The 20,589-nt window shown below is 44.2% G+C and carries 25 protein-coding genes and 1 pseudogene; 17 read left to right on the top strand and 9 right to left on the bottom strand.

Annotated elements, in window-relative coordinates; genetic code table 11:
- Window positions 1–3: 3 nt before the first annotated feature.
- Window positions 4–801, top strand: coding sequence for an IS3 family transposase (locus tag OIT45_RS02180; protein WP_264330190.1), 798 nt, complete (start codon window positions 4–6; stop codon window positions 799–801).
- A gap of 280 nt (window positions 802–1,081) precedes the next feature.
- On the opposite strand, the gene OIT45_RS02175 is transcribed toward OIT45_RS02180, so the two are convergent.
- Both OIT45_RS02175 and OIT45_RS02170 read right to left on the bottom strand, forming a co-directional pair.
- On the bottom strand, window positions 1,082–1,909 hold the full coding sequence (locus OIT45_RS02175) for an IS3 family transposase (protein WP_264329899.1): 828 nt from the start codon (window positions 1,907–1,909) through the stop codon (window positions 1,082–1,084).
- A 2-nt stretch (window positions 1,910–1,911) separates the two neighbouring features.
- A complete protein-coding gene (locus OIT45_RS02170) occupies window positions 1,912–2,172 on the bottom strand; it encodes a transposase (RefSeq protein ID WP_199404344.1) in 261 nt (86 codons plus the stop codon).
- A 90-nt stretch (window positions 2,173–2,262) separates the two neighbouring features.
- On the opposite strand from OIT45_RS02170, the pseudogene OIT45_RS12615 reads away from it, so the two are divergent.
- Window positions 2,263–2,385: pseudogene (locus OIT45_RS12615) on the top strand (IS3 family transposase); the annotation flags it as partial.
- 533 nt (window positions 2,386–2,918) lie between these two features.
- A complete protein-coding gene (locus OIT45_RS02165) occupies window positions 2,919–3,590 on the top strand; it encodes a LysM peptidoglycan-binding domain-containing protein (RefSeq protein ID WP_199404788.1) in 672 nt (223 codons plus the stop codon).
- Window positions 3,591–3,791: 201 nt separating this feature from the next.
- Here OIT45_RS02165 and OIT45_RS02160 read toward each other — a convergent pair whose 3' ends face one another.
- The 4 genes from OIT45_RS02160 to nrdI are packed head-to-tail and all read right to left on the bottom strand — an operon-like array spanning window position 3,792 to window position 5,220.
- Complete coding sequence (locus OIT45_RS02160) at window positions 3,792–4,052, bottom strand: hypothetical protein (RefSeq protein ID WP_135797397.1); 261 nt, start codon at window positions 4,050–4,052, stop codon at window positions 3,792–3,794.
- Between the two features lie 19 nt (window positions 4,053–4,071).
- The gene (locus OIT45_RS02155) at window positions 4,072–4,479 is read right to left on the bottom strand and encodes a hypothetical protein (protein WP_264339806.1); all 408 of its coding nucleotides are present in this window, start codon (window positions 4,477–4,479) and stop codon (window positions 4,072–4,074) included.
- Complete coding sequence (locus OIT45_RS02150) at window positions 4,476–4,721, bottom strand: hypothetical protein (protein ID WP_264339805.1); 246 nt, start codon at window positions 4,719–4,721, stop codon at window positions 4,476–4,478. Before OIT45_RS02150 ends, OIT45_RS02155 begins: the two co-directional genes overlap by 4 nt.
- A gap of 49 nt (window positions 4,722–4,770) precedes the next feature.
- Window positions 4,771–5,220: a class Ib ribonucleoside-diphosphate reductase assembly flavoprotein NrdI gene (gene nrdI / locus OIT45_RS02145; protein WP_199404789.1), complete on the bottom strand. Its 450-nt coding sequence runs from the start codon at window positions 5,218–5,220 to the stop codon at window positions 4,771–4,773.
- A 269-nt stretch (window positions 5,221–5,489) separates the two neighbouring features.
- Between nrdI and nrdH the strand changes: the two genes are divergently transcribed.
- The 14 genes from nrdH to OIT45_RS02075 all read left to right on the top strand — a co-directional run bounded on the left by nrdH (window position 5,490) and on the right by OIT45_RS02075 (window position 18,705).
- Window positions 5,490–5,726 (top strand): glutaredoxin-like protein NrdH, encoded by a 237-nt coding sequence (nrdH, locus tag OIT45_RS02140; RefSeq protein WP_003608163.1) that lies wholly within the window; start codon window positions 5,490–5,492, stop codon window positions 5,724–5,726.
- 92 nt (window positions 5,727–5,818) lie between these two features.
- Complete coding sequence (gene nrdE / locus OIT45_RS02135; protein WP_264330192.1) at window positions 5,819–7,990, top strand: class 1b ribonucleoside-diphosphate reductase subunit alpha; 2,172 nt, start codon at window positions 5,819–5,821, stop codon at window positions 7,988–7,990.
- Between the two features lie 117 nt (window positions 7,991–8,107).
- On the top strand, window positions 8,108–9,070 hold the full coding sequence (gene nrdF / locus OIT45_RS02130) for a class 1b ribonucleoside-diphosphate reductase subunit beta (protein ID WP_199404791.1): 963 nt from the start codon (window positions 8,108–8,110) through the stop codon (window positions 9,068–9,070).
- A 303-nt stretch (window positions 9,071–9,373) separates the two neighbouring features.
- Complete coding sequence (gene trpX / locus OIT45_RS02125) at window positions 9,374–10,360, top strand: tryptophan ABC transporter substrate-binding protein (protein WP_199404792.1); 987 nt, start codon at window positions 9,374–9,376, stop codon at window positions 10,358–10,360.
- A gap of 10 nt (window positions 10,361–10,370) precedes the next feature.
- Window positions 10,371–11,273, top strand: coding sequence for an ABC transporter permease (locus tag OIT45_RS02120; protein ID WP_135797402.1), 903 nt, complete (start codon window positions 10,371–10,373; stop codon window positions 11,271–11,273).
- Complete coding sequence (locus tag OIT45_RS02115) at window positions 11,266–12,036, top strand: ABC transporter ATP-binding protein (RefSeq protein ID WP_199404793.1); 771 nt, start codon at window positions 11,266–11,268, stop codon at window positions 12,034–12,036. The genes OIT45_RS02120 and OIT45_RS02115 overlap by 8 nt, the downstream gene beginning before the upstream one ends.
- A 299-nt stretch (window positions 12,037–12,335) precedes the next feature.
- Entirely contained in the window at window positions 12,336–12,623 is a 288-nt protein-coding gene (locus OIT45_RS02110; RefSeq protein ID WP_264339804.1) for a hypothetical protein, read from the top strand.
- Entirely contained in the window at window positions 12,539–13,885 is a 1,347-nt protein-coding gene (locus OIT45_RS02105) for a ClC family H(+)/Cl(-) exchange transporter (protein ID WP_264340014.1), read from the top strand. Before OIT45_RS02110 ends, OIT45_RS02105 begins: the two co-directional genes overlap by 85 nt.
- Complete coding sequence (locus tag OIT45_RS02100; protein ID WP_199404795.1) at window positions 13,878–14,252, top strand: fluoride efflux transporter FluC; 375 nt, start codon at window positions 13,878–13,880, stop codon at window positions 14,250–14,252. The genes OIT45_RS02105 and OIT45_RS02100 overlap by 8 nt, the downstream gene beginning before the upstream one ends.
- A gap of 1 nt (window position 14,253) precedes the next feature.
- Window positions 14,254–14,619: a CrcB family protein gene (locus OIT45_RS02095; RefSeq protein ID WP_135797406.1), complete on the top strand. Its 366-nt coding sequence runs from the start codon at window positions 14,254–14,256 to the stop codon at window positions 14,617–14,619.
- A 52-nt stretch (window positions 14,620–14,671) separates the two neighbouring features.
- Entirely contained in the window at window positions 14,672–15,004 is a 333-nt protein-coding gene (locus OIT45_RS02090; protein ID WP_264339803.1) for a DegV family protein, read from the top strand.
- Window positions 14,976–15,545, top strand: a complete 570-nt coding sequence (locus OIT45_RS02085; RefSeq protein WP_264339801.1) for a DegV family protein — start codon at window positions 14,976–14,978, stop codon at window positions 15,543–15,545. The genes OIT45_RS02090 and OIT45_RS02085 overlap by 29 nt, the downstream gene beginning before the upstream one ends.
- A 128-nt stretch (window positions 15,546–15,673) precedes the next feature.
- Window positions 15,674–17,695, top strand: coding sequence for an N-acetylglucosamine-specific PTS transporter subunit IIBC (gene nagE, locus OIT45_RS02080; protein ID WP_199404796.1), 2,022 nt, complete (start codon window positions 15,674–15,676; stop codon window positions 17,693–17,695).
- Between the two features lie 173 nt (window positions 17,696–17,868).
- Window positions 17,869–18,705: a hypothetical protein gene (locus OIT45_RS02075; RefSeq protein ID WP_199404797.1), complete on the top strand. Its 837-nt coding sequence runs from the start codon at window positions 17,869–17,871 to the stop codon at window positions 18,703–18,705.
- Window positions 18,706–18,751: 46 nt separating this feature from the next.
- Here the strand turns inward: OIT45_RS02075 and OIT45_RS02070 are convergent, their stop codons facing one another.
- From OIT45_RS02070 to OIT45_RS02060, 3 genes are all read right to left on the bottom strand, one after another.
- Complete coding sequence (locus tag OIT45_RS02070) at window positions 18,752–19,585, bottom strand: IS3 family transposase (RefSeq protein ID WP_264340013.1); 834 nt, start codon at window positions 19,583–19,585, stop codon at window positions 18,752–18,754.
- A gap of 33 nt (window positions 19,586–19,618) precedes the next feature.
- Window positions 19,619–20,104: a helix-turn-helix domain-containing protein gene (locus tag OIT45_RS02065; protein WP_087043610.1), complete on the bottom strand. Its 486-nt coding sequence runs from the start codon at window positions 20,102–20,104 to the stop codon at window positions 19,619–19,621.
- A gap of 82 nt (window positions 20,105–20,186) precedes the next feature.
- Window positions 20,187–20,531, bottom strand: coding sequence for a VOC family protein (locus tag OIT45_RS02060; RefSeq protein ID WP_199404088.1), 345 nt, complete (start codon window positions 20,529–20,531; stop codon window positions 20,187–20,189).
- Between the last annotated feature and the right edge of the window lie 58 nt (window positions 20,532–20,589).

Below are 20,589 nucleotides of genomic sequence, written 5' to 3'. Positions count from 1 at the left end.
AACGTGCTGTTGTACGAAGCAATGCATGCACTTCATGAGGAAAATCCAGCGGCATATCCTATTTATCAATTAGCCGAGGCCGCCGAAGTATCTAAGCAAGCGTATTATAAGTGGCTTAGGCGGTCTGAAACGGCGAATGATCAACTAAACCAACTCGTGATGGAGAAAATCAGAGGCCTTGATGAAGCTCATAAGCACAACCTCGGGGTAAAGCGAATGACGATGTACATCAATCTTGATGAAGAAATTTCTCAACGTATCAACCACAAACGCGTTCGTCGTTTGATGCATATCGCCGGTATCCGTGCGGATATCCGAGAGAAGAAGCACAACCATATTAAGACAAATGAAATGTACATCACTGATAACGTGATGAATCAGGACTTTACTGCCTTAGCGCCTAATCAGAAGTGGGCAACTGATATGACTGAATTGCGCTACGGCGCAAACCTAGAACACACACTTAAACTTTCAGCCGTGATTGATTTATACGGTACGTACGTTCTTTCATTTAACGTAAGCGAAACAGAAACTTCAGCTGCAGCTGTCCAAACTTTTCAGCGCGCATATCGAATTAGCGGGCATCCACGACATGTTTTAGTGCATTCAGATCGTGGCGCAGCGTATACTTCTGGTGCTTTCAAAAACTATCTAAGGCGACACAACGCTCATCGCAGTATGTCTCGCCCGGGAACACCATACGACAACGCCATCATGGAGAAGTTTTGGAATGACTTCAAAGTCGAATGGTGGGATAAGCAACACAGGGCTCTGATGTCAAGACTCCGGACCTCTTTTTAGAGCCCGCTAGGGCTCGTACCACGAAAATTTTTCAAAATGACCTGATTTCGTACAGATTTTGGGTCATTTTTTAATGGGGTCCAGGGGTTTTGCCCCTGTGCCTGCCGGAGGCTATGGAGTTACGGTGGTCTAGTTTGGATTTTGTTGAATTTCACAAGTCTGAGGGTATAGCAAATAAGCACTTGTCAGAGTGATTTTTGGACTTCACAAAGTCAGTGCTTGTAAACGCCGGTGTATAGGCAAATTTGTATAATCGCGTTTATGTCATCTAGAAATTGGTCTAGGCGGCATCACGGAGTGATATACGATTGTTGTTATACCAGTTGACGTACCATCCAACAGCGGCTTGCACATCAGCGATACTCTCGAAATCCTGTTGGTAGATCAGCTCCCTCTTGAGTAACGAGTGAAAACTTTCGATGCGGGCATTATCGTAAGGGTGCCCTTTACGGGAGTAAGAGTGCCTAATACCTATGGACTCCAGTGTATTTTCAAACAATTCGCTGGTATACTGGCTTCCCATATCGCTATGCACATACAGTGGTTTTTCACCTCGTCTTAGCGCCTTAACGATTACTGAGGTTGCTAGTTGAGCTGTCATCGTATCTGCGATTCGATACGACAGCACCTTACGGTCTTCCGGATCATATGCACTAGCCATGTAAACCCATGTCTTATCGGTCAACTGGATATACGTAATGTCAGTTGTAATTACGCCACTTAGGTCATCCAGATTGATAATGAGATTTGGCATCTGATCTTTGTCATTGACTGTTGTAGGCTTGTTATATCGCTTTTGCATACGCGATTTCAAGCCAGCTTCACTCATCAATTGCCATACAAAGCGGTCGCTGATTGCTAGTTTGAATAAGTCGCGCATGGTTTTAGCAATTCGTCGATAACCATAAATGCCTTTATTGGCTGTGTAAATTGATTCGACGGCAATTCTCAATTTGTTGTGTTGTATTTCTTGTGCGCTCGGCTCCCAATGGATCCAGTCAGAGTAAGTGGACATTGGAATTTTCAAAGCACTCAGAACGCGTGTGATGCGGTGCCCCTGTACCAAATTTTTGTGGATAATTGGTAAAACAACACTTCTACCGCGCAAAACTAATGTTTTGCCAGCAACACCGCCGCACGTTTTAAAATTTCGAGCTCTTCTTTCAAAATTGCGTTTTCCTTACGCAACTTCTTCAATTCATCAGCTGATATTGATTCGCCATTCACTTCTACAGGCGCATATTTTTTGACCCAATTCCGAATTGAATCGGCTGAAGGACCGTATTCCTTGGATAATTCATCGGGCCGACGGCCCGCTTTAACCATCTCCACGATGGACTTTTTAAAGTCCTCTTCATAACGTGTAACCATAAATAAAAATACTCCTATGATGATATTTTACCAAACTAGAAAAACTAGTCCGGAATCTCATCATAAGAGCACAGTTTCACATTCAAGGAAGCAGTTAAGGCAATCAAAGCAGGAATTGATTACTTCAACTTGATTCGACGTTCGGAAACTATAAATGGCCATACCCCGGAAGAATTCCGGAATATGGCCATTTACGGCGGTGCGAGCGCCTAGTTAAATTTTATATTATTTCCACCGTCAACTTGACGGGGCCTAGTACACGGCATCTACGGAATGCTCTTTTTTATGTAGAAAATGTTAAGGAATCCTTTTGTTTAGGACTTTTCCGACAATCGACTTCATGCTAAAAGTTAACGAAAAATCGAATCGTTACTTTTATATTGTAACAATCGTGACACAAAAGGGATGAATAAACTAAATTTAAACCTGATTTTACGTAATCAGGCTTGAAAAATGGCGGAATTCAGCGATTGTTAACTGGTTAATAATGTTTTTTAAAAGACTATTCTAATCGACGTTTGACCACTTATTTTTAGTAATGTTACATAGATGTTACTTTGTAGGTCGGTTTGGGCAACCTTAACGTTACGTAATGACTTTGTTTTGTAACAAAACAGTCGCTCTGATTGATAAACTAATACATGTTGTTAAGAGATACAGGTGTCACACATTAGCGATGATCCTAATGGCGTGTACCTGATGGTTTATTGAAAAGATAGAGTTAATTAGAAGGAGAGTTTTTCCCCATGAATAAGAAGATGATTACTGCATTGACTGTTGCTGGTTTGGCTACGTTCGCTATGGCCGATAACGCATCTGCAGATACGTACACATTACAATCAGGTGACACGTTGTCACAAATTGCAGCTAACCACAACACGGCTGTTGACACTTTGGTTGCCAACAACAACATTGCTGACGCTAACGTAATCTTCGTTGGTCAACAAGTTGAAATTGACGGTGTTGCTTCAAACGCTTCATATGACGCAACGCAAGCTGATGTTGCTGCCGTTGTTGCCTCACAAGCACCTGTTACACAAGAAGTGTCATACACGGCACCTGTAACAACTGTTGATTACTCAGCACAATCACAAGCACCTGTTGCACAAGAAGTATCATACACAGCACCTGTTGCAACTACTACTACGACAACGACTGCTGCCGCTTCAGGTTCAACTTATGATCAATTTATCGCCGCTGGTGGTACTGACGCTTTGTGGACGGCTATCGTTATGCCTGAATCAGGTGGAAACCCAGATGCATCAAACGGTCAATACAAGGGATTGGGTCAAACGAACCAATCATGGGGAACGGGTAGCGTTTCTGACCAAACTGCAGGTATGTTGAACTACGCAACGTCACGTTACGGTTCAGTTGATTCAGCAATTGCCTTCCGTGCTGCTAACGGTTGGTGGTAAGATACTGCTTTAATTAAGAAAATACATCGATAACACAAAACCGCCACACTTCAAATTTGAAGTGTGGCGGTTATTTGTTTACTCTGCTTTGTCACAGCAGCTGTTGGTCTAAAACGCCTGACTTCAGTCAGACGTTTTAGACCAAAGACGCACCTGATAAGGGCGACTTGGTCACGTCGGAGGTTAAAACCTCCGACATTCTCAGTCTGCTTTATGTGTATCGGCAGCTGCCGGAAATGTCAGTCTGGCACCTTTAACAGGCCACATCCAGTACTTGTCGTTTGCGAGGAGCTGCATTTGTGCTGAATAAACATCAGTAGGTGTTGCAACCTGTGTGATGTCTGTCAGGTGGCTAAAATCGAAACGATTTGGCACCAATATTTGTGAGACAAGGTGACGGTCATCATCGATTAAAATACCTTCACCTTGATCATCATTTGCAAGAATAAGTAAACGTTCCATGATATGCTCCATTCTATGATTAGATGTCACGGAATAACTCTTGCCAAGCAGCTTTGTTTAACTTCGGCTTCTTACGTCGTGGTTGGCGTTCTTTTGGCACGTACGTTGCTTTCTTATACTGACGGACAATTTCAGCCTGTACATCTTTTTCCAATGGCAATTCGTTGGAAACAAAATCAACCGCGTCAATCGGGAAATCAGGATATGCGGTGTGGTTATCAATAAACCAGGCACGCATTTCTGAATTGAGGCCAGCATGACGTCGAATACGTTGCAATAGCTCGTCAAGGCCAAAGTCCAAATGGTGAATCTGGGTCTGCAATTGTCGCATCACGGCTTCTGGAATACCGATGTGGTCAGCAAAATGGGTGATGCCAAGCTTAATGAGCTTGCCATCCTCGTTTTGCAACACATATTGGTGCTTCAATCGGCGACCGCAGTCACAATATAACTGAGGTCCAGAATTACTGTCGTAGTTATCGTTATAGTTGTAGGCAACAAATTCCCAATTTTTACCATGGCCAACCAATTCTGGTCAACAAACAATGATGTATGTTGATAGCGAATGTGCTGTTTCAAGACAGCCTGCTGTTCGGTCGTTAAGTTACGCCATGTTTCTTGTCGTCGCTCACGAGTTAGCGCGACTTTTTTTGTTTTTGCAGTTGCCATTTGACGCTCCTTTCACGGTTAAATCGCATGACAACTATTATACGCTTGCTTAGTACCCAGCCTCAACTAGACGTTGATGCATGGCCCCGTATACACGTTCTACATCGCGTGATGTCCCACGTAGCTCGTAGTTAGCGATGACAGGTGCGTCAAACGCTTGGGCGTAACGTCGCGCGGTGAGAATATATTGGGCGTTGAAATTCTTATTGCCGGATCCAACGATGCCTAATAGTTGCTGCGCATTACCGCCAGCAGCAATTTGGTCATACAGGGCGTTGGTCATAATTTCATGGACGCCGTTATCTATCCCGTTGCCACCATCAAGGTAAGTAGGGACTAAAGCAAAATAGGGTGCGACCTCATCGGTATCAACACTTGCATCCGAAATTTCTATTGGTTCAAATTCAAGTTCACCTTGTTCGTGAGCGTAAGCCACAAGGTTTTTGACGAATGACCGCGTATTTCCGGAAATTGATATATACAAAAGACGAACTTTCATGATGTTTTCCTCATATGTTTCTTTACCATTTATTCCACTATACACTAGCACAATCACAAAAAACACACCCTTTTTGTACATAACGGAAAGTTATATTTAATGATTTTGTAATAATCTATTGGGAAGGCTGATATGGCGGTAAATGGCGCTGTCAAGCCTTTTTTTCTTCAAAAGTTACGCCTTGCATTCTGTTATGTACCTGACTATACTCAGAGACAGATATTAGCAAATGTCAGAAAATATAAAACCGAAAGATAAAGGTGAATACTATGCAAAACGTTACTGTATATACGAAGAACAACTGTGTGCAATGCATGATGACGAAGAAGACGTTGGCACAATACGGTGTCAGCTATGTTGAAAAGAACGTTGAGGAAGATGAAGCTGCATTGACTTTCTTGAAGGACCAAGGTTACCAAGCGGTACCAGTTGTGTTCACAAATGATGCTGAGCCAATCAAGGGGTTCCGACCTGACTTGTTGGCACAACTTGCCAAAGCAATGTAAAGACACAAACAGCTAGTCGTTGGCAATACTACCTAAACGTCGGTGCAGCCATGGGGGTTCCGCTTTACGTTAGGTAACACGGGGGAAATGATATGTCACTTGCTACTTTGGACCTAGATAAGGTCACGTATTTCGATTTAAATAATGAACTGAACATTCCTAAGGATAACAGTATCCAATTGGGAAAAGACAAGGAGGCTTTGGAAGCTTTCTTGGCAGAAAACGTTCGACCAAATACACTCCAATTTGATTCCCTTCGTGATCGATTCGATTACCTAATCGAACATGATTTTGTGGATCAAAAGATGCTGGACAGTTATTCATTTGCGTTCATTGAACGTTTGTATGACTACCTAAAGAGTCAAGATTTCCAATTTAAGTCTTTCATGGCTGCGTACAAGTTTTATGCGCAATATGCTGTAAAGACCAATGATGGTGATTATTATGTAGAGAACTACATTGATCGTGTTGCGATGAATGCCTTGTTCTACGGCGCTGGTAATGAAGAATTGGCAATGAACTTGGCCGATGAAATGATTCACCAACGTTACCAACCAGCCACTCCGTCGTTTTTGAATGCGGGTCGTTCACGACGTGGTGAGTTGGTGTCATGTTTTATTTTGCAAACGACTGATGACATGAATGCAATTGGGCGTGTCATTAATTCAGCCTTGCAATTATCAAAGATTGGCGGCGGGGTTGGTATCAACCTGTCAAACTTGCGTGAGGCGGGTGCACCAATCAAGGGAATTGCCAATGCAGCTTCGGGTGTCGTGCCGGTAATGAAGTTATTGGAAGATTCATTCTCATACTCAAACCAAATGGGACAACGTAACGGTGCCGGTGTGGCCTACTTGTCAGTGTTCCACCCTGATATCATGGGCTTCTTGGCAACTAAGAAGGAGAATGCGGATGAAAAGGTCCGTGTGAAGACATTGTCACTTGGGGTGACGGTGCCGGATAAGTTCTACGACTTGATTCGTTCGAACGCTGATATGTTCTTGTTCTCACCTTATGATGTTGAACGTGAATATGGTGAGCCGTTTAATTACGTTGATATCACGGCGGAGTACGACAACATGGTTCGTAATCCACGTATCAAGAAGACGAAGATTCGTGCACGCGACTTGGAAAATGAAATTTCAAAGATGCAACAAGAATCAGGTTATCCATACGTGATTAATATTGATACGGTGAATGCAGCAAATCCAGTTCACGGCAAGGTTGTGTCATCAAATCTTTGCTCAGAGATTTTGCAAGTGCAAAAGGCTTCTGAAATTGGTAATGACCAACAGTACTACAAGATGGGATCGGACGTTTCATGTAACTTGGGGTCAACGAACATTGTTAATATGATGGAAACGACTGATTTTGAGCGTTCAGTGGACACGATGGTTCGTGCGTTGACGTTTGTTTCTGACAATTCTAACTTGGATATTGTCCCTTCAGTCCAAAATGGAAATCGTGAATTGCACGCTGTTGGATTGGGTGCGATGGGATTGCACGCATTCTTTGCTAAGAATCACATGCACTATGGGGATGAAGAGGCAATTGACTTTACCAACGCCTACTTCTTGATGTTAAATTACTACACGTTGCTAGCGTCAAATAAGATTGCTAAAGAACGTGGTGAATCATTCTTCGAGTTTGAGAAGTCAGCTTATGCTGATGGATCATACTTCAATAAGTACTTGATGGCTGATTGGTCACCAAAGACTGATAAGGTTAAGGCTATTTTTGAGAAGCACCACTTCCCAACCAAGCACGATTGGGCAATGCTGAAGGAATTAATCCAAAAGCACGGCTTGTACAATGCTTATCGCATGGCGATTGCGCCAACGGGATCAATTTCATACGTTAATGATTCGACGGCATCTTTGCACCCAATCATTAACAAGATTGAGGAACGTCAAGAAAAGAAGATTGGTAAGATTTACTACCCAGCACCATACTTGGGTACGGATACATTGCCATACTACGAGTCAGCGTATAACTTGGATATGCGTAAGGTGATTGATGTTTATGCCACAGCACAACAACACATCGACCAAGGAATGGCCTTAACGTTGTTTATGCGTTCAACAATTCCAGCCGGCTTGTATGAGTGGAAGAATGGCCGTACTGATAAGATGACGACCCGTGATTTAAACATCTTGCGTATGTATGCTTATCACAAGGGCATCAAGTCAATTTACTACGTTCGAACTTACACTGATGACATGGAAGAATTCGGTGTGAACGAGTGTGAAAGCTGCTCAATCTGATTAATTGGAATTGCGCACACTAAAAAGGTAGAGCTGGTATAATCAACACCAGTAGTTCAGAAAACGGTCAGTGAGTGAATGACTTCCTGGCCGTTTTCGATTGAAGGAGAACATCGAATGACTGAAGGATATGTTGCAATCAACTGGAATAACGTTGAGGACGCAATCGACAAGGCAACTTGGGAAAAGTTGACTGAACAATTTTGGCTAGACACGCGTATTCCGTTGTCAAATGACTTGGATGACTGGCGTAAGATGGCGGAAAATGAACACTACTTGGTGGGGCACGTTTTTGGTGGTTTGACCCTGCTTGATACGCTCCAATCACAAGATGGTATGGCGTCATTGAAGAAGTCGGTTCGTACGCAACACGAAGAAGCAGTACTGAACAATATTGAGTTTATGGAATCCGTTCACGCGAAGTCATACTCATCAATTTTTGAAACGTTGAACACCCCAGCGGAAATTGAAGAGATTTTCGATTGGACAAATTCGAATGAATTCTTGCAATACAAGGCACAACGCATTAACCAAATTTATCAAACTGGGGATGACCTGCAAAAGAAGGTGGCGTCTGTATTCTTGGAAACGTTCTTGTTCTATTCAGGGTTCTACACGCCACTTTGGTACCTAGGCCACAACAAGTTGAACAACGTTGCTGAAATCATTAAGTTGATTTTGCGTGATGAATCCGTTCACGGCACTTACATTGGTTACAAGTTCCAATTAGGCTTCAATGAGTTGCCTGAAGACAAGCAAGAAGAAATGAAGATGTGGATGTACGACTTGTTGTTGGATTTGTACAACAACGAAGAAAACTACACGAAGCATCTATACGATGAAATCGGTTGGACAGAATCAGTGCTTACATTCTTGCGTTACAATGCAAACAAGGCATTGATGAATCTAGGTCAGGATCCACTATTCCCTGATGGGGCAGAAGATGTTAACCCAATTGTGATGAATGGTATTTCAACGACAACGTCTAACCACGACTTCTTCTCACAAGTCGGAAACGGTTACCGTTTGGGTCAAGTCGAAGTAATGGAAGACGATGACTACAACATTGGCTTGGATTAGGTTGCATTACAAAAATTAAAATGTTATCATAATTTTCAAGATGAAACGTTAGGTGGAAACAGTTATGTTTAAGACGACAGTACAATTGAATGGTTGGTGGCGCAGCTAACGCGTCCGAACTGTGGTTGAAGCAGATTCGGTACGTGCTCTTTTGGAGCGTAAGTATTGAGTCTGTGCCGACTGATTTCCGTTAACGAAAGGTCTGCACGGGTTACCGCGCAGGCCTTTCTTTTTACCGCGAAAGGGGCACGCAAGGTGACTCTTTCGCGGTTTTATTTTGCAATTATTTACGGGGTGAAGGTTATGAACAAGAAAGTATTGACTGCTGTTGGCTTATTAGCTGCAGTGCTTGTTGCAGCAGGGGTCCAAGAATCAATCGCGGAACATAAAGCAGCTAAGGTCCCAACAGTGGGCGTTTTGCAATTTATGTCACACCCAGCATTGGATGCGATTAATAAGGGTATCAAGGAAGGCTTGGCGGATAGTGGTTACACAGTGGGCAAGGATGTCAAAATTGATTTCCAAAATGCGCAAGGTGATCAATCTAACTTGAAGACGATGTCAACAAAGTTTGAGAACGAAGGTGCTGCTGTCTCAGTTGGAATTGCGACACCGGCAGCCGTTGCATTGGCCAATACAATTAATGATAAGCCGGTTGTTTTTTCGGCTTCAACGAACCCAATGAGTGCCAAGTTGGTCAAGAGCTACGAGAAGCCAGGAGGCAATGTCACGGGTGTTTCTGATCAGGCGCCACTTGAGGCCCAATTGAAGATGATGAAAGCATTTTTGCCGGACATGAAGACGCTGGGCGTTATCTACACATCATCAGATGACTCGGCCACGACTGAAGCCCGCAAGATGATTGCGCTGGCTGAGAAGGCGGGACTAAAGGTGAAGGCGTACTCAATCGCATCATCAAACGATTTGAATCAAACGTCACTACAAATGGTTGAAAATCATAACGTTGATGCGGTCTTTGTGCCGACGGATAACACGATTGCTGGGGCAATGACAACATTGATTAAGAACACGGATGCCGCTAAGGTGCCCGTGTTCCCAACGGTCGATACGATGGTTAAAGACGGTGGTGTGGCCGCTGAGTCAATCAACCAGAAAAACATCGGGGTGATGACCGGTAAGATGGTTGCAAAAATCTTGAAGGGTGCCAACCCTAAGACATTGCCAGTTGATTTTACCAAGACTGGTGAGTTGGTGGTAAACAAGGCGCAACTTGAGAAGTTAGGTTTGACGATGCCCAAGGGCTACGATAACGCGAAGTTCGTGAAGTAAGGAGAACGGTATGAATATTTTAGTTTCAGCGATTGGACAGGGACTTTTGTGGGCTACCCTTGGAATTGGATTGTTTTTAACTTTCCGTATCTTGGATTTTCCCGATATGACGGTTGAAGGGACCTTTCCACTAGGGGCCGCCACGGCGGTTACCTTGATTTCAAATGGTATGAACCCGGCTCTGGCTAGTTTAATTGCGGCTGGCGCTGGTGCATTAGCTGGTTTAGTTACTGGCTTAATTTACACCAAGGGTAAGGTGCCAATTTTGTTGGCTGGAATTTTGACAATGACGGCGGTTTACTCAATCAACCTACGCATCATGGGGCAAGCCAACCGCTCTTTGCTTGGTAAGGGAACGCTATTTTCTGCCGACTTTCTTGATTTCTTGCCTAAGAACTTCCCAACAGTGGTTGTTGGTTTGGTGATTATTATTGTGGTGACGGCAGCGACGGCCATTTTCTTGCAAACAGAACTTGGTCAAGCATTTATTGTAACCGGTGATAACCGTGCGATGGCACGTTCACTCGGTGTTAACACAGATAACATGACGATTATGGGGTTGATGATTTCTAACGGTTTGATTGGCTTGGGTGGTGCGCTGGTCGCGCAAAACAACGGCTTTGCGGACGTTAACATGGGAATTGGTATCATCGTCGTCGCCTTGGCGTCAATTATCATTGGTGAGGTTGTATTTACGGATCAAATGTCTTTGACGGACCGTTTGGTGACGATTGTCATTGGTTCTGTGCTTTACCGTTTCGTGTTGGTTATCGTGCTTTACCTGGGCTTCAACGCCAACGATTTGAACTTGTTTAGCGCTGTTGTCCTCGGTATTGCTTTGACGTTGCCACAACTTCGCAAGGTGTTGAAACTAGATAGCGTTTTGAAGAAGGGGGTTGCCTCACATGACTAAGACAAGTTTACGATTGGAAAATGCCACGGTGGTGGTTAACCAAGGCACACCTGAAGAAAAAACAATTTTGAATGATGTTTCATTGACGTTGAACGAAGGTGATTTTGTCACGGTGTTGGGATCTAACGGTGCTGGTAAGTCAACGTTGTTCAATGTTATCGCTGGCTCACTTGCATTGACGAGCGGGCACATTTACCTAGGTGATGAGGATGTCACGCGGTTGTCTGAAACGCAGCGCACGAAGTTTTTGGCACGTGTGTTCCAAGACCCTAAGTTGGGTACGGCACCTCGCATGACGGTGGCAGAGAACTTGTTGTTTGCGGAACGTCGCGGGTTGTCACGTCGTTTGAAGGGGCGCGGCTTGACCAAGGAAAAGTTGGCTGACTTTGCCAAGGTTGCTGCGACGATGGGAAATGGTTTGGATTCACGTCTAAACGTTGCCACGGGTGATTTGTCAGGTGGACAACGTCAAGCGCTATCGTTTTTAATGGCCACGCGTTTACGTCCGGAATTGTTGTTGCTCGATGAGCACACAGCGGCGTTGGACCCAAAGACGAGTGAGCAATTGATGGTCGTGACTGACCAACGCATTCGTGAGGATCATTTGACGGCTTTGATGATTACGCACCATTTGGAAGATGCGATTCAATACGGTAATCGTTTGATTATCATGTCAGCTGGTCAAATCTCACTAGATGTGTCAGGTGAAGAAAAGCAACAATTGACGGTTCCTGATTTGTTGGGGTACTTTAACCGTTATTAATCATAGTTTTACGAGGATGGCCCTGGGCTGTCCTCTTTTTTATTTGGGGTTAGGGTCGTGCTAGCGTACGAGCAAATGTCCGCGGGGGCTTTCTAGTAGCCGGTATCCTTCAAAGGATACCGGCTACACTTCCTTCACGGGACGAGTCCCGTTTCGGTCGCGACCAGATTTTTCTGAAGGACACGCCCACCCACCATGCCTCGTCACGCAAGCGACGACACAAAACACTAGACATATTCGCCCCATCACGGTGACAAAAGTGGTAAATTAAAAGGTGAGTTTTTTTACGGAGGTGTGAGATGAAAATTGATCGGACACGCTTGCTAACAGTTGGTCGGGCCGTGGTGGTCGGCATTCTGGTTGGTATCGTCGTCAGTACATTTCGTTGGCTGGTTGAGCTGATTTTAGATCAGTGGCGCCATGTTTATCATCAACTTGTTGTTTCACCAGATAAGGGCTTCTGGTTGGCCGGCACGATAATTGCCATGATTTATTTACATTCATTGTTGGCCAAATCATTAAAGGGGACCCTAACGTTAACGGGTCTGGTATTCCACAAGTTGAAGGACAGTTGGCGGGGCAGATGACAGTTAATCCGTTCTCTGTGTTGTGGCGCAAATTTTCCGCTGGACTATTAACCATTGGTTCAGGTGCAATGCTTGGACGCGAAGGACCATCTATTCAATTGGGTGCCGCGGTCGCCCAGTTATATGGTGAGAAGCGTGGCTTTGATTCACGTAACAACAAACTGATGATTGCAATGGGGGCTGCCGCGGGCTTGTCAGCTGCATTTGGTGCACCAGTTGCCGGTACGTTGTTTGTCCTTGAAGAGGTATATCGGACGTTCTCGATGCTGGTTTGGCTGGGTGCGTTGACGAGTGCTGTTGTGGCGGACATGGTTTCAGTTAATGTGTTCGGTTTAACGCCAGTGCTAAGTATGACTAAGCTGCATGACTTGCCACTAATGGACTATGCCTGGTTGCCTGTGTTGGGTATTTTATTGGGCTTGTTCGGATATGCTTATCAACGTGCGACTTTGTGGGCACCGAACATGTTCCGCTGGTTGAAGTGGTTGCCACGACACTATCATTTTATTGTCGTCTTCCTATTGTTAATTCCAGTTGGTATCTGGGCACCACAAGCCCTTGGTGGTGGTGCTAGTTTGATTTTGCACGATGCCAACTTTGTGCCAACTATTAGCGTCCTGGTTGGATTAATCGTCTTGCGCTTTGTTTACTCAACAATTGCGTTTGGTTCAGGTGTGCCAGGTGGTATCTTCTTGCCAATCTTAACGTTGGGTGCCTTGGCAGGGGCGTTGTTTGGCGCGGTACTTGTTCGTTTTGGCTTGCTTGCACCAGTCAATGTGATGAACATGATGATTGTCGGAATGGCGGGTTACTTTGCAAGTATTTCAAAAGCCCCATTTACAGCTATCGTACTGATTGCTGAAATGGTTGGGTCAATGACTCACCTAGTTGCCATGGCAATTGTGGCATTGATTGCCTATCTTGTCGTTGACTTTATGGGTGGTGAACCAATTTATGAGTCATTGTTGGCTCGCTTGCGTTTGCCAGATCAACTGTCTGCTTTGCGTGGCCGCCTTGAAGAAATGACGTTTGTCGTTGCACCGGGGAGTGCACTTGAAGATGCAGAAGTGCGTCAACTACAATTGCCACGTGGTGTTTTGATTCAACGTATTCGTCGTGGTAGTGAAGAACACTTGCCAAATGGTGATTTCATTTTACAAGTTGGCGATGAACTGTCATTGCTGACTGATGAGGCGCAATTCAAACAAGTTTGGACGGTTATGCAAGACTTGAATAAAGAAACGGAGGCACAACATGGATAAGCTATTTTGGCAACGTTTACTAGCTGTGGGCGTTGGTGGCTTTTTTGGTGGCGGACTGCGTGAGCTAATTGCTTTGCTTATTCAAGTGACCACTTTTCCATTATCAACGTTAGTTATCAATTTAACTGGGACGTTCTTATCCGCATTTCTGGTGGTGATTTGGTCCAAGAAAATTACCTTGGCCCAACCGGTTGCTGATTTTATTATGGTCGGTGTGTTGGGTGCCTACACAACGTATTCAACGGCCATTTTAGATATGGTTAAACATGGCTGGCTAATTGGTTTTGTATATATTGTCTTAAGCATTGTCGGTGGTGTATTGGTTGTGTATGCCGGTCGTGCGCTCGCTGAAAAGGTGGTGGCGTAATATGTTGATACAAATTGGACTAGCTGGTCTGGGCGCGGTGATTGGCTCGATGGGGCGATTTTCACTTTTGGAAATTGCACCTAAGGTATTTGGAACCGCCAGCGCCTGGATGGTGATGGTGATTAATTTGACGGCCGCATTTTTAATCGGTATTTTGTTTGGCATGCACTTACCATTGTTACAGAATACATTTTGGGCGACTGGGATCATGGGTGGCTACTCGACTTTCTCAACACCCATCGTTGAACTGGCTAATGGTTTGCCTAATCAATCAGAACGAACCCGTGTTTTGTTGAAAACCGTATTGGCCTTTGCTGGTGGTGTACCAGTATTGCTGATTGGCTTTTGGATAGGGTCGCTATTCTAATCGTTTCGTGTTAAATTGATAAACGACATATACAATTTTGGAGTTGGATATTATGAGTAAGATTGCAGTTTTAGTTGATAGTTCTAGTTATATTGCGCCAGCTGATTTGGCAGCGTTGAACATCTATCAAATCAATGACCCTATTATGATGGGGGAGCAAGTTTTTCATGAAAATGAGAGTTGGGCATCTCAAGAGGACTTTTACACATTTCAACGTACGGCGGATCCGGCTTTGACAACGTCTCAACCAGAAATTGGTGCGTTCATGGATAAGTTTGATGAATTGGCAGAAGCGGGCTATACGGATGTCATTGTTATCGTATTGTCATCAGGTATTTCAGGTGCCTTCTCGTCACTTGAAATCATTGGCTGGAACGGTAGATAACATTAAGGTTCACGTGTGGGATTCACAAATCGCGGCTAGCGGTGCGGGAAACCAAGCTAAGTTGGCGGCCGATATGGTAAAGGCTGATAAGAATGTGTCGGAAATTCTTGCTAGTTTGGAACAACTACGTGCGACAACGAAGGTATTGTTCGCTGTGGATGAAATTCGTCACTTGCAACGCACTGGTCGCATTTCTGGTGGTCAAGCAACATTGGGATCATTGCTGAACATCAAACCATTGCTAACCTTTGAAGATACGAAGATTATTGCTATTGGTAAGGAGCGTGCGATGAAGCGTGCCTGGAAGAAGATTGAGGCTGACTTTAAGGAAGTCCATGACAGTGTGGATTACAAGATTCGTGCCACGATTGTAGATGGTAACAACCCTGATTTAGCTGATCAATGGGCGGCTGATTTGACGGCACAGTTCCCGGATGTTGTTGTTGAGCGTAGTATCATTGGACCTTACATCGGGGTTCACACTGGTGAAAAAGCAATGGGACTCATCTGGGCCCAAGACTATAAAACATTAGAAAATTAATTAAAAGGTCTATACCAACTATTGTGTGGTATAGACCTTTTTAGCATTGTCAAAACAGGGTATGAGCGTAAAATAGATAGCATTGGTATACAAAATATCTTTAGGAATTATTAGTAGGGGATTTACAAATGAAAGACTATCTACAACGAATGGGTCGTTCATTGATGTTGCCTGTTTCAGTTTTGCCGGCTGCTGCTTTGTTGGTTGGTATCGGAAACTGGATTATGCGCATTGATGGTTCTGTCGCCCAATCGATTGGAAACTTTTTGGCAATTGCTGGTAACGGTGTCTTGGGACAATTGGCGTTGCTGTTCGCTGTCGGACTTGCGTTGGGTATGGTGCAAAAGAAGGAAGCTGGGGCCGTGGCCTTGGCTGCCGTCGTAGCATACGAGTTGCCAGTATTCTTGTTGGCGCCCGCGCAAATTGCCATGTTGACAAATGTCAAAGTCGGCCATGTTAATCCGGCATTTGAGGCGTTGGTAAATAACAATGTCTTACTTGGAATCGTGGCTGGACTAGTTGCGGCTGCTTTGTACAACCGCTTCAGTGAAGTTCGCTTGCCAACGGCGCTGGCGTTCTTTAGTGGTAAGCGTTCAGTGCCAATTATTTCTGCGGTGGCGATGTTGGTCATCTCAGTTGTGCTATTGTTTGTGTGGCCACCGGTTTACACAGGCTTGGTAACGTTTGCTAAGTTCATTTCAGGTCTTGGCTGGGTTGGTGCTGGTTTGTACGGATTCTTCAACCGTATGTTGATTCCAACGGGATTGCACCACGCGTTGAACTCTGTCTTCTGGTTTAATATTGCTGGTATTAATGACATTGGAAATTACTGGGCGTCAACTGGTACCAAGGGAATCACTGGTATGTATCAAGCTGGCTTCTTCCCAGTGATGATGTTCGGGTTGCCTGCTGGTGCGTTTGCGATTTATCGCCAAGCACGTCCAGCCCAAAAGAAGCGTGTTGGCTCATTGATGTTGGCCGCTGGAATTGCTGCCTTCTTTACCGGTGTAACGGAACCATTGGAATTCTCATTCATGTTCGTGGCATGGCCTTTGTACGTTATCCACGCTATTTTGATGGGATTGTCATTGGCAATCGCTGCGTTCTTCCACTGGACCTCAGGATTTACGTTCTCAGGTGGATTGGTCGATTACGTTTTGAGTTTCTCAATGCCTTTGGCTAACAAGCCTTACATGTTGCTTGTGCAAGGGCTCGTGTTTGCTGTTTTGTATTATGCAATCTTTACGTTTGCGATTAAGAAGTTCAACTTGATGACACCTGGTCGTGATCCTAAGGATGACGACGATGCAGCTAACAATGTTCAAGTGGGTAAGGCTGCAACGGTTGGTGGCGAAGACAAGTATCTCCGTACGGCACGTATGGTTTGGTCAGCACTTGGTGGGGATTCTTCTGCTAAGGAAAACTTGACGTACCTTTACAACTGCACGACACGTTTGCGTTACAAGATGACAGATACGTCATTGGCTGACGTGGATGCCTTGAAGAAGACACCTGGTGTTATGGGTGTTAACGTTTTGGATGATCACCAAATTCACATTGTTATCGGTCCGGATGTGCAATTCGTTGCCGATAACGTTGAGAAGATTTACAACGGTGAAATTTCATCTAAGTTGGAGAATCCATTGTCTGCTGACGAAGCAAAGCCAGTAGATGATGCACCAGCTGGTAAGGAAGAAAACTTCTTTGCCGTTGCTAATGGATCATTGCTTCACCTTGAGCACGTTCAAGATGAAACGTTCGCGTCAAAGATGATGGGTGATGGTTTCGCAATTGAACCATCTGATAACAACATTACCGCACCATTGGATGCTGAAGTGACGATGGTTGCACCTACGAAGCACGCCATTGGGTTGCGCACAGAAAGTGGTTTGGAAGTGTTGGTTCACATGGGAATTAACACCGTTGAAATGAACGGAGAACCATTTGATGTGAAGGTGTCAGTTGGCGATAAGGTTAAGCACGGTGACTTACTTGCAACAATGGACATCGAAGCGGTTAAGGCAGCCGGCAAGCTAGCCACGACGATGGTTATCTTCATGGGCTTGGCTGAAAACGCTGCGGTTAAGGTAGATGACGAAGATATCTTTGATGGTATCGGCGGCAACTATGTTGGACGCGTTATCTTTTAATCACATATAATCAAGGAAGCTCGAACGAACTGTTCGGGCTTTTTTACTGAAATAAAAGTAAGCACTTTTTGTTGAACGTATGTTCCGTGGGTGGTACACTCAAACATGAGCATACGGGCACGATTGTGCAGAGAAATAATTATATAGAGAGATTTGTTTAGAAGGTAAAACGAATGAGCTTAATTAATCGTGAACGAATAAATGAAATTCGACAGGCAAATGACATTCCTGTCCGGGAGTTAGCTAACATCGGCATTAGCCGAAACCGTTACTACCGTTATTTGAATGAAGAAAACGATTTGCCTGCTGAAGGGTTCATTTCGTTGATGAGTCATTTGCTTTTAACGGGTGCCGAAATTAATACGGAATTGGTTAACGGACAAGACACAGTTGAAGGGTTGATGTATGAGTTGCTGGATGCAAATCGAAAGCGTGATCCTGAGACGATTAAGGAAGTTAGTCGACGTAGCTATCAACTCTTCCGTAACACTATGGCGCGTGGCTTTTTGCGTGTGGCCAGCTTGGCTGATGTGCTTCATGCGCGTTTGATTCCTGATGAGCATGCGCAAATCGCCCAACAAATTTTGATTGATTCATTTGAAGCTGTTAAGATTTGGCGCGAAATGGACGTGGCCCTATTGTATCCGGTAATCGCTGAAGTTGAGCAAAAAGATGCTTTTAACTATTTGTCAGTTATTTGGCAAAAAGAATGGCCTCACGGTACGATGGAGCGCCTAAATGCAACGACGGCTCGTTATTTAATTGAGCTACTTAAGGCAAATGAATTTGATTTAGAAACGTTCAAACAAGTGGCTGATTGGATGGCAAACCAAGCTAAGAGTGCGATGAGCTTCGCTTGGTGGGCGACTGTGATTAGTCAATTGGAGAACCACGAATGGGATGCAGTGAAGCAACAAGTTGCGAATGCTGCAGCTATTGGCATGGCTGATATGGCCGATTTAGCTGAAGAATTGGTAACGGTTTGGTATCAACGTGCTGAAAATAGGTAAAAAGAAAAGGAGAGCGTGAACTGAACCCCAAAAATTGGAGTGAAGTTTAAGCGGCTAACTGGTCGGAAAGATTTCGGTATTGAACCGGAGTTCTTCCGGCCAGTTTTGTTTTTATCCGCTTATTGTTGTAGTAATAGACATAGTTAGTTATGGCGGACTTTAATTCGTCATAACTTTGATAGTGGTTGTTATGTACCGTTCCTACCTTCAAGATGTGGAAGATACTCTCAGCCATTGCGTTATCTAGGCATGTCGCTTTGCGACTCATGCTTTGGAACACACGGTTAGTCTTTAGCCGTGATACATACTCATAATTTTGATATTGGAAACCTTGGTCAGAGTGAATTGTCATTCGATAATTCAATTCTGGCCTATTTTGTAGAAGCTCATCTAATGGCTTTGTGACGAACTCGACAGTTGGATGAATATCGATATTCCAAGTGAGAATCTCACCACTATAAACATCAATATAGGCGGTGAAATAAGCACGTTCAGCCATCGTGCCTGATCCCCAACGGACTTCAGTGACGTCGGTGAGAACCTTCTGATATGGTCGATCCGTTGTGAACCGACGGTTTACACGATTCGGTGAGATATGTCCGACAGTGCCGGCGTAAGAATTGTACTTCCGTGTCAGACGGTTGAAAGCAGTACAGAGAAGCCCGTTCATCTTCATAATTTTCAGCACAACCTTATGGTTGGTGTTGAAGCCACGATTACGAAGCTCTTGTGTGACACGACGGTAACCGTAGTCCGGGTTGTCATCACGAATTGATATAATCTCATCAATTAACTCACGTGGATACTCCTTGTACGCACGCTTGCACGCGTCATGATAACTACTGCTAGACATCTCGGCTACTTGAAGAAGCAGCTTCAACTTGCACTTCAACTCTCCTTAGCACAGTGATTACTACCGCTTTGTCTTGGTTTGTAATTTCTTCTTTTCCTGAGCTAAGGCCTCGAGTTTTTCCAAGTAGGCTACCTTAATTCGAAGTAGTTCATTCTCTTCTTCGAGCTTCTTGATCTTGTCGTGTTCTTGCTTATTCATAGTTCGTTTCCGCCTTCGTTTATCAGGTTTTAGCCGACCAGACTCCAACGCACGTTCCCACTGCCAAATCAACGAAGGGCTAGTCACCCTGAACTTTCTCGCTGCTACAGGATAAGACGCGTGATGTGTAAGTCGCCAATTAATTACCTTGATTTTAAAGGAATACGGATAACTTGTCTGCTTTCTATGGGAATCTTTAATTCCATATACTCCGTCACGTTTTATGGAGTCCACCCAGATTCCAAGCGTTGATGATCCCTTAATTCCGAATTTCTTGCGTATTTCAACAGTCGGTACACCTTTGAGGTACAGAGAAACTGCTTCTATTTGAATTTCTTTTGAAAACATACAAAAACCCCATGAGTTAGATTTGCTCCAACTCATGGGGTTCAGTTCAGCGAACGGTTGTTCACTCTCCTTTTACTTTTGTTTACTTATTAGCGATTACTTCGATGTGGTTACCCTCAAAATCATCGAGATGGAAAATGATGTGACGACCATCTTCTGATTCAGTTGCTGGCTTTGCTTGGGTGACGTAGTAATTGATGAAGTGGTTTTCAACCGTTTCCTTGTGGTCACGAACCGTCACTTGAACCGTAATTGGGTCAGCGTCTGGATCTTCTTCAAACACAATTGATTGTTGGTCGAAGTAAAGGTGGCGTGACTCATTTTCACCAAATTCAGTTGGCAAATCAAACACTTCACGGTAAAAACGAACCGCACGAGCAACACTTTTACTTGGAATACGAAGGGGGGTAAACTTACGAACGCGCATTTAAAAAACTTCCTTTTTTATTTTCATTATACGCTGTGACTGATAAAAATTACATTTT

Origin of the sequence: Weissella sp. LMG 11983 (assembly GCF_025908495.1) — a bacterium.
GTDB classification, from domain to species: Bacteria; Bacillota; Bacilli; order Lactobacillales; family Lactobacillaceae; genus Weissella; species Weissella fermenti.
Note: the sequence above shows the minus strand (reverse complement) of the source record. Positions and strands in the feature narration are given on the sequence as shown.